The organism is Flavobacterium sp. UBA6195 (genome assembly GCF_002422095.1).
Taxonomy (GTDB): domain Bacteria; phylum Bacteroidota; class Bacteroidia; order Flavobacteriales; family Flavobacteriaceae; genus Flavobacterium.
The window spans coordinates 38,095-44,970 of sequence record NZ_DITB01000081.1 but is presented as its reverse complement, the minus strand read 5'-3'; the positions used below and the strand labels follow the sequence as shown (position 1 = coordinate 44,970).

Sequence of the window (6,876 nt, the reverse complement as noted above, 5' to 3'; positions counted from 1 at the left end):
ATGCACCAGATACTGTAAATTCAGTGGTAACCGTAGCACAAATGCAAACTATTTCTCCTACAATTACAGGATTGGTAGCAGCAAATGAGTCTGCTTACCAAGATTATATCGATGCTAACCCTAACTTGTTCTCATCTCCAGCTACGGTTGCAGAGGTTCAAGCAATGGTAAATGCGGTGAATGCATCTCAAAGTGTATTAGCACAAATCGGAAATGAAGGTGATGCACCAGATACTGTAAATTCAGTTGTTACAGTGGCACAATTGCAAACTATTTCTCCTACAATTACAGGATTAGTAGCAGGTAACCAAACAGCATATCAAGATTACATTGATGCCAACCCAGGATTGTTCTCATCTCCAGCTACGGTTGCAGAAGTTCAAGCTATGGTAAATGCAGTGAATGCTTCACAAAGTGTATTAGCACAAATCGGAAACGAAGGTGATGCACCAGATACTGTAAATTCAGTTGTTACAGTGGCACAATTGCAAACTATTTCTCCTGCAATTACAGGATTAGTAGCAGGTAATGAATCTGCTTACCAAGATTATATTGACGCTAACCCTAACTTGTTCTCATCGCCAGCAACAGCTGCAGAGGTTCAAGCAATGGTAAATGCGGTGAATGCTTCACAAAGTGTATTAGCACAAATCGGTAATGAAGGTGATGCACCAGATACAGTAAACTCTGTAGTAACGGTTGCACAAATGCAAACCATTTCACCAGCTATCACTGGCTTAGTAGCAGGTAATGAGTCAGCATACCAAGATTATATTGATGCTAATCCTAACTTGTTCTCATCGCCAGCAACANNTGCAGAGGTTCAAGCGATGGTAAATGCTGTAAATGGAGCTTCGAGTGTGTTAGTACAAATTGGAAACGAAGGAGATTCTCCAAACGTAGTTACTTCAGTAGTTACTGTTGCACAAATTAATACAATTGTTCCAGCTATTACAGGAGCTATTTTAGCAAATGAATCAGCATATCAAGCGTATATTGATGCTAACCCTAACTTGTTCTCATCACCAGCAACAGCTGCAGAGGTACAAGCGATGGTAAATGCGGTGAATGCTTCACAAAGTGTATTAGTACAAATCGGAAATGAAGGAGATGCACCAGATACTGTAAATTCAGTTGTTACAGTGGCACAAATGCAAACTATTTCACCAGCTATCACTGGATTAGTAGCAGGTAACCAAACTGCATACCAAGATTATATTGATGCGAATCCAAACTTGTTCTCATCACCAGCAACACAAGCGGAAGTACAAGCGATGGTAAATGCGGTAAATGCATCACAAAGTGTATTAGTACAAATCGGAAATGAAGGAGATGCACCAGATACAGTAAACTCTGTAGTAACGGTTGCACAAATGCAAACCATTTCACCAGCTATCACTGGCTTAGTAGCAGGTAATGAGTCAGCATACCAAGATTATATTGATGCGAATCCAAACTTGTTCTCATCACCAGCAACACAAGCGGAAGTACAAGCGATGGTAAATGCGGTAAATGCATCACAAAGTGTATTAGTACAAATCGGAAATGAAGGAGATGCACCAGATACTGTAAATTCAGTGGTAACCGTAGCACAAATGCAAACTATTTCTCCTGCAATCACAGGATTAGTAGCAGGTAACCAAACAGCATATCAAGATTACATTGATGCCAACCCAGGATTGTTCTCATCTCCAGCTACGGTTGCAGAAGTTCAAGCTATGGTAAATGCGGTAAATGCATCACAAAGTGTATTAGCACAAATCGGAAATGAAGGTGATGCACCAGATTCTGTAAATTCAGTTGTTACAGTAGCACAAATGCAAACCATTTCACCAGCTATCACTGGATTAGTAGCGGGTAACCAAACTGTATACCAAGATTATATCGATGCTAACCCTAACTTGTTCTCATCTCCAGCTACGGTTGCAGAGGTTCAAGCGATGGTAAATGCGGTGAATGCTTCACAAAGTGTATTAGCACAAATAGGAACGGAAGCAGATGTAGCGAATATTTTATCAATAGTAACAGTTGCACAAATGCAAACTATTTCTCCTGCAATTACAGGATTAGTAGCTGCAAATCAATCGGCTTACCAAGCGTATATTGACGCTAACCCTAACTTGTTCTCATCGCCAGCAACACAAGCGGAAGTACAAGCGATGGTAAATGCGGTGAATGCATCACAAAGTGTATTAGCACAAATCGGAAACGAGGGAGATGCACCAGATACTGTAAATTCAGTTGTCACAGTGGCACAAATGCAAACTATTTCTCCTGCAATCACAGGATTAGTAGCAGGTAACCAAACAGCATATCAAGATTACATTGATGCCAACCCAGGATTGTTCTCATCTCCAGCTACGGTTGCAGAGGTTCAAGCGATGGTAAATGCGGTGAATGCTTCACAAAGTGTATTAGCACAAATAGGAAATGAAGGAGATGCACCAGATACAGTAAACTCTGTAGTAACGGTAGCACAAATGCAAACCATTTCACCAGCTATCACAGGATTAGTAGCAGGTAACCAAACTGCATACCAAGATTATATTGATGCTAATCCTAACTTGTTCTCATCACCAGCAACAGTTGCAGAGGTTCAAGCGATGGTAAATGCGGTAAATGCTTCACAAAGTGTATTAGCACAAATAGGAACGGAAGCAGATGCAGCGAATATTTTATCAATAGTAACAGTTGCTCAAATCAATACGATTTCTCCAGCGATTACAGGAGCAATTTTAGCAAATCAATCAGCTTACCAAGCGTATATTGATGCCAATCCAAATTTGTTCTCATCGCCAGCAACACAAGCGGAAGTACAAGTGATGGTAAATGCGGTAAATGCATCACAAAGTGTATTAGCACAAATTGGAAACGAGGGAGATGCACCAGATACTGTAAATTCAGTTGTTACTGTAGCACAAATGCAAACTATCTCTCCTGCAATTACAGGATTAGTAGCTGCAAATGAATCAGCTTACCAAGATTATATAGATGCGAATCCAAACTTGTTCTCATCGCCAGCAACAGCTGCAGAGGTTCAAGCGATGGTAAATGCGGTGAATGCATCACAAAGTGTATTAGCACAAATTGGAAACGAGGGTGATGCACCAAACGTAGTTACTTCAGTAGTAACAGTTGCGCAAATCAACACGATTTCTCCAGCTATTACAGGAGCAATTGTAGCAAATCAATCGGCTTATCAAGCGTATATTGACGCTAACCCTAACTTGTTCTCATCACCAGCAACAGCTGCAGAGGTTCAAGCGATGGTAAATGCGGTGAATGCTTCACAAAGTGTTTTAGCACAAATAGGTATTGAGGCAGATGCATCTAATATTAGTTCTGTAGTAACAGTTGCACAGATTAATACAATTTCACCAGTTATTATTGGAGCTATAGTAACAAATGAATCAGCTTATCAAGCTTATATTGATGCCAATCCAAACTTGTTCTCATCACCAGCAACAGCTGCAGAGGTTCAAGCGATGATAAATATTGTTAATGCATTATCAAATGATAGTTTTGATTATGAAAATAATATTATGGTATATCCTAATCCTGCATCAAATTATTTTATTGTGAAGTTGAATTTTGATGTTGAAAATAGCGAAATAAATGTTTTTGATATTAATGGTAGAATAGTTCACAAACAAAGTATTGGTTCAGGAGAAACACAAATTTCAATTGATAATTTACAGGATGGAATTTATTTATTAAACATAATTATTGATAACAAAGTGTTTTATAAAAAGATAGTTAAAAAGTAGTTAAGTTGATTGAATTCAAGCTACTTAATTTATTTGAGTAGCTTGTTTTTTTATTTGAATTTAAATTTATCATATGTTTTTTTTTAAGTTATTTTTCAAAGAAAAAAGTTTTGTTATTAAAGATGATTTTCTTGAAATGAAAAATTTTTATGATAATCTAATTAAAATAAAAAAAAACAGACCTTATTTTAATATTGAACTTGTGATGATAAAAGTTTATGGAATTGAAAAATATAAGCAATTTAAAAGTCAAATAGAGTAGGGAGAACTCTTTTGTATTTCTTCAAATACAAAAAGAATAAAATTACTGGGGGGTAGTTTTATATAAATTAGATTTGGGCAATATTTATTTCTCCCCTCTATTTGATATTTTAAATATTAATTAATTGTCTGTAAAAAATAAGTCAAATAGAAGTAGGAGAATTTTAAATTGAGTTATAATATTATTATTGTAAAATCTGGGGAGTGTCTTACAAAAATATTATGCCAATTTTTATTCTCCTTACTATTTGATTATCAAAAGTAGTTGATTTAAAATGATTCTGCTAAAATTATAACTAAAGTTTAAATATTTTGTTTATGTTGTGTTTATTTATTAATAGTCAAAAAAAAATATTTTTAATATTTTTAAATTTATCTTTTTTTTATTTGAGTTCACAAATTTATGTTGAATCAAATTCATATATCTATTCTAATAATTCTTTTATTTATACAAAGCAGAATTTAAACTTGAATGGTAATATCTTTCTTAGAAATCAATCTCAATTGCTGCAAGGAACTACAGGTACCGGTTCAAATGTTGGTTTAGGGAGTGTTTCCATTTTTCAAGAAGGAACAGTAAATAATTACCAATACAATTATTGGTGTTCACCAGTTGGTATACCTTCGTTATCATCAGGTAATAAGAATTTTGGTATTTCAAGGTTGTTTCAACCTACAGGATTAATTTCGAGTTCTAATAGTATAATAACAAATAATTTAGATGGAATTTCAAATCCCCTGACAATTTCACAGTACTGGATTTATACTTTTACTACATCCAATACTTATTCCCAGTGGAATTATATAGGTTCAAATAATTTAATTTTACCTGGTTTTGGTTTTACAATGAAAGGTACTTCTGGGACAGATAGCTTAATTGTGGATATAAACGATGGTATTCAAAATAATTCAGGGAGTAATCAAAGATATGATTTTAGGGGCGTTCCTAATGATGGCACAATAACACTTCCTGTAACATCTGGTAATTTTACCTTAATTGGTAATCCTTATCCTAGTTCAATTGATTTGAATTCTTTTTTATTAGATCCATTAAATTCTAGTTTGATAAATGGTCAAGTATACTTTTGGGAACAAGTTCCAGTTAATTCTCACTATTTAAATGCGTATAGTGGAGGGTATGGTATTTATACTCCAGGAGCTGGATATACACCAGCAGCGTTTTGGAATTTTGATTCCTCAGGTAATTATGAAACAAATTTAAGTACTTCTGGAGCATTTTATGAAAGAAGATTTTCCCCTGTTGGTCAAGGCTTTATGGTGAAAGGAACTGCAAATGGTAATTTAACTATGAAAAATTCCTACAGAGTTTATAGAAGAGAAGGAGCTATTACTAATTCAGAATTTGCTCGCGAAAGTAATTCAGAATATTTTGAATCAATTCCCAATTTAGCAGGAATTGATTATACCCAAGTAAAAAAGGGATTTGTATCTCTTTCTTCAAGCCTATATTTTAAAAGTTTTTTCAAGTATTCAAATCTTGGGTCTCGATTTTTAACCTCAAAAAATCATTCGTTTTTCTGACAAATCTTATGGTACAAATATAGTAAAATATTTTATTTAAGTAGTTTAAAAAATAAATAAGTTGATGTTGTTAATCAATGATTGGTAAAACATGCTCGATATTTAAGCCAGTATGTAAACAAAACTCTTCTATACTTACAAGACTATTTTTAGGCTTTCTAAGCGACTTTCTTATTTCATTTAATATTCTTGTGCTTTGACGATAGCTTTTACCTGTAATGCGTTGTATGTCCTTTGGATAGATACAAACTCGTTTTGGTACTTGATTCATACTTTAACCTTGCTTTTGAGTTGGCTTTGAGATAGGTTAAAGGTATTTAATTAATCTTTTCATTTAACGTCGATTGATAGAGTTGATTTGAGGTGTTTTAGGACGTTTAAGGACAAATGTGTTGATTTAGGACATTTGGCATAGGCTTAAGTTATTTGATTGGTTTTGTGGAGGAAATTTGCCTTATAATTATTTCAAAAAGTGTTGCAACCGAGTTTTGAATGATTTGTGAAAGTGAAAAAATGTTGAACTAAAATTTTGAAGTTATGGCTAGACAGAAAGGCATAATTAAGTTAAAAGGTACTATCGGGGATATTACTTTTTACAAAACGCAGGATGGGCATTTGGCTCGTGAAAAAGGTGGTATTGAGGCAAGTAGAATTGCTAGTGACCCTGCGTTTCAAAGAACGCGTGAGAACGGTTCTGAATTTGGTAGAGCTGGAAAAGCAGGTAAGCTTTTGAGAACCGCTTTACGCCCATTGTTGTTGAACTCTGCGGATGGTAGAATGGTGAGTCGTTTGACGCAACAAATGGTTAAGGTAATCCAGATGGATGCAGTGAGTGACAGAGGATTACGTAATGTAATTGATGGAGAAATTGAATTGGTGCTTGGTTTTGAATTTAATATTCGTGGGAAATTAGGAACTTCTTTGTTTGCTCCTTTTACTACGGATATTGACCGTGTGGCTGGAACTTTGGATGTTAGTATTCCTGCTTTTATTCCTGCGAACATGATTGCTGCTCCTAGTGGAACTACTCACTTTAAAGTGATTTCTGGAGGTGCTGAAATTGACTTTACAGGTGAAAGTTATGTGGTGGCTACTTCTGAAACTGCGATTTTACCTTGGGATGCTACGGCTACGGCTGTGATTAACTTGAGTAATGCGGTGACTGCGAACTCTACTCACCCACTTGTTTTGGCTCTTGGTGTGGAGTTTTACCAACAAATTAACGGGCAAATGTATCCGTTGAAAAATGGCGCTTTTAACCCGTTATCGATTGTGGCGGTTGATGGAGGGGTTTAATAGTGGTCAG

The 6,876-nt window shown here is 35.5% G+C and carries 4 protein-coding genes; 3 read left to right on the top strand and 1 reads right to left on the bottom strand.

The window, feature by feature from the left end; all coding sequences use genetic code 11:
• The first annotated feature begins 41 nt into the window (after positions 1-41).
• Together B4I81_RS07385 and B4I81_RS07380 are read left to right on the top strand one after the other, a co-directional pair.
• Positions 42-3,767, top strand: coding sequence for a T9SS type A sorting domain-containing protein (locus B4I81_RS07385; RefSeq protein ID WP_422653572.1), 3,726 nt, complete (start codon positions 42-44; stop codon positions 3,765-3,767).
• A gap of 729 nt (positions 3,768-4,496) precedes the next feature.
• Positions 4,497-5,570 carry a hypothetical protein gene (locus B4I81_RS07380; protein WP_291109241.1) on the top strand — a complete coding sequence of 358 codons (1,074 nt, stop codon included), beginning with the start codon at positions 4,497-4,499 and terminating at the stop codon, positions 5,568-5,570.
• Between the two features lie 70 nt (positions 5,571-5,640).
• On the opposite strand, the gene B4I81_RS07375 is transcribed toward B4I81_RS07380, so the two are convergent.
• Positions 5,641-5,841, bottom strand: coding sequence for a hypothetical protein (locus B4I81_RS07375; RefSeq protein ID WP_291109240.1), 201 nt, complete (start codon positions 5,839-5,841; stop codon positions 5,641-5,643).
• Positions 5,842-6,107: 266 nt separating this feature from the next.
• On the opposite strand from B4I81_RS07375, the gene B4I81_RS07370 reads away from it, so the two are divergent.
• Positions 6,108-6,866: a hypothetical protein gene (locus B4I81_RS07370; protein WP_291109238.1), complete on the top strand. Its 759-nt coding sequence runs from the start codon at positions 6,108-6,110 to the stop codon at positions 6,864-6,866.
• Positions 6,867-6,876: the final 10 nt, after the last annotated feature.